Annotated in this window: 2 protein-coding genes; one reads left to right on the top strand and one right to left on the bottom strand. The window is 61.1% G+C overall.

Going from position 1 to position 3227, the window contains the following annotated elements; all coding sequences use genetic code 11:
- Positions 1 to 56 precede the first annotated feature (56 nt).
- Positions 57 to 602 carry an MspA family porin gene (locus ACWDTF_RS24690; protein ID WP_449755238.1) on the bottom strand — a complete coding sequence of 182 codons (546 nt, stop codon included), beginning with the start codon at positions 600 to 602 and terminating at the stop codon, positions 57 to 59.
- 560 nt (positions 603 to 1162) lie between these two features.
- Here ACWDTF_RS24690 and ACWDTF_RS24685 point away from each other — a divergent pair.
- Positions 1163 to 3227, top strand: a 2065-nt coding sequence (locus tag ACWDTF_RS24685; RefSeq protein WP_449755237.1) for a hypothetical protein, incomplete at its 3' end; no start/stop codon positions are given.

The raw sequence follows: 3227 nt of genomic DNA, 5'->3' as shown, positions 1-3227 counted from the left end.
TGGGCAGATTCATGTCCGCCACCGGGCACACCTTCGTGACCGTCTACGGGCAGTTTTCACGTCCGCCTGTGGGCACTTCCCGATGTCCCTTGACAAATGTGGACGCGGCGGACCCGGATCGATGCCCGGTTAGTGCTGAGAGTCTTTTGCCCCAAGGAAATCTCAGCGATGCGGCCGGGCATGATCTTGGAGGAGATCGATGGGGTCAGCTGGCCTCCTACTCCGATCGAGGCGCCGGGCTGGCCGCTGATAGTGACGTTGGCTTGCGGACCGAAGGACGATCCGAGACCGAAGGTTGCCCCATCGGACACATCTATCTGGCATCCGACGAGCAGGAACTGTTCCAGCACACCGGTATTCACGGGCTGCGAAGGGAGTCGATTGGAGCTGGCCGGTGTGATCAGCACTCCTACGCGTGAGGACACCCAGCCCTCGCGGGAGGCGAAACTGTTCGCGATGTTGCTCATCGGGTTCACGGTGAGTTCCGATGCCCGCAGCTCGATCTTCCATCCGTCGTCGGTGACGAGTTTGTCGTACTTGCTGGCCAACGCTGTTGGCGCGGCCGAGGCCGACATCGGATGCATACTGACCGCTACCGCCACGACTGCCACCACCAGCCCAGCCATTGCCCAGACGCGTTTCAACTGATCCCCCGATCCCAGCACACCAAAAACACCGCATGCGCTATATGCAATTGGATGTTCACTTCCGTGATGCTGAGAAAGTACTGGGATTCTTGTCCGAGCGCAACCCTGCCGGCCTCCGATCGTGGCTGTGGCGCAGCGCGATAACACTAATCCGAGGCTCCCGCCGCACCAGCGTGCATGCGAATCTCTTGCGTACTCAACCGTCATCGCCGCCGCGTGGAGGATCGAACTCCCACAACTCGCGGTCCCACGTGAGTAGCGAGACGATCTGGGGAAGTAGCCAATCGGGAGGATCAGGCACATTCGTCTCATCAACCCGACTCTGCCTGCGATCGTCCCGCGACCCACCGGGCGACCATTCGCGCGCTGTCACACTCCCACCCGATGGGCGCCCAATAGGTGACACCGCCCTAATGAAGCGTTACCTATTGCGTCGCGACGACCCACACACCCAATTGGAAACAAGAGTAAACACCGCGAACCAACCCCAGATAAGGACTGCAGACATCGATGGCATGATCGGTAACGACCGCCCCTACCTGAGTGACGGCATCGGATATCAGGTGACATACGCAGCCGTCAACAACTACCTGGACACCACCAGCGACATCACCGCGATCGATCTGGCCACGGGGACAGCAACGTTGGTGGCCGATGATGTCCCTGGCGGCTTGGCCACCCAGTACGGAGAGCCACCTGTCGTCACCGCATCCGACGGCACCACCTACTGGGCGTTCAACAACGTGGATGGTGACGCAGCGGGCACGCCCCTCACAGCCGACACCACGCTGGTGATCGTCGATCGTGATGGCAGCGCCGAGGTCCACACACTTCGTGGCCTCTCCTACCAGGACGGTGGACGAGTACGATTCACCACGAGTGGCGTTCCGTTCCTGGTCACGCGAGACTACTCCCCTCAATCGCAGTCGCTCAGCGGGGTCAACGTGATCTCCCTCGAAAACGGCGTCCCGACAACCACTTCCCTGGCTGCCAGCAACCCCTTCGTCATGGGGGTCACCGACGATGGGACGGTGATCCTGTTCGACTATGACTCGGAGACCGGGGTCAACACCGCAAACTTCGTCCGGACCGATGGAACGATCACTACCGCCGTTCTTCCGAACCGCACCGACGTCTCCAACTACCACGGGTACATCCTGGCGCCGGACGGCACGGTCTATCTGGTTTTCTCGACGTTGAACAGCCCCGACACCACCATCAACGTCATCACGCCGACGGGCGGGCAGCAGGATCTGACGGTGCCCGGAACATACACGGCGGGAGCCTATTCCGTGTCTTCGGTCGACTCCATCTACCTCACGACAGCCCAGGACAACGGCGACGGCACGTTCACACCGGTCATCACCGAGATCTCGGCCCTGTCCACCAACACACCACCGGTGCCCGTCGAGGGATACGCACCCACAGTCGACGCCGCAGATCCTGAGAGCGGCTCGGTCAGCGGCAATTTCAGCGGTTTCGCAGTGTCGACCGACGGCGACGCCCTCACCTACCAGATCACCGGCGCCACAATGATCGCACCTGGCGTGTACACGACCCGAGGTGGCGGCACGCTGCTCGCCGACCCCGAAACCGGTGAGTTCACCTACATTCCGTCACTATTGGCTCGCACAGATCCGTCGACCACATCCGACGTGTTCTACGTGAAAGCCGATGACGGTCACGGCGGATTCGCTGCCGCCGCGGTCGTCGTACCGATCGAGCCGCTGCCGCAGGGCACCTCTGTCGGATCGATCAATTCTCCAGAACTCGACGCCATGACCGATCCGACACTGACCACCGACGATCCGGACGTCACGTTCAATCCGTACACGCATGAGTACGCGTACACACCGACGTGGGAAACACGTCACGCCGCAGCAGTTCCCGGTGCCGTGCAGTCTCACACGTTCACGGTGACTGCCACCGACTCGGTGACGGGCGAAACCTTCGAGATCGAGGTGACCGCACCGATCACACCTGCGAACAACGCACCCAGCATCACCGTGGGAGCACCCGAAGCTCCAGCGTCTGACACCGGCGCTGTCAGTGGCGATCTCGACTTCACCGATCTCGACGGCGACGAGATGACCTTCCTCATCTACTCTCCCGACACCGGCCAGTACGTCGAAGGCACAACGCTCGTCGGCGATCACGGCACCTTGGTTCTCGACCCGCAGACCGGTCGCTACACGTACACCCCGACCGTCGACGCACGGTACGCGGCATCGTCTGAACCGCTGTCAGAGCGGCTTCTCGTGGGTGTGAATGATGGACATGGCTCAGGCACCAGCACCGAGCTGATCCTCCCCATCGATCCGATCGCGACGACGGAACGCGTTGCACTGCAACCCACGCAATCGGACGAGATCCACTACTTCACGACTGAGAATGGGACCATGTACCGGGTCGAATCCGGGTGGGATGGCCAGTACTTCACACAGATCACTGTCGTCGACCTCGATGGCGCGGTCGACACCGTAGATCTAGTGTCACGTTTCATTAATTCCTATTGGGTTGGGCTTTTGCCAGGATTTCGTCGGCGGTCTTTGTCCATACGAAGGGATGTTTGCGGTCGTT

The sequence above is a fragment of the Gordonia sp. NPDC003422 genome (assembly GCF_053588675.1).
The sequence above is the reverse complement of the archived record's forward strand: the minus strand, read 5'-3'. Positions and strand labels throughout refer to the sequence as shown.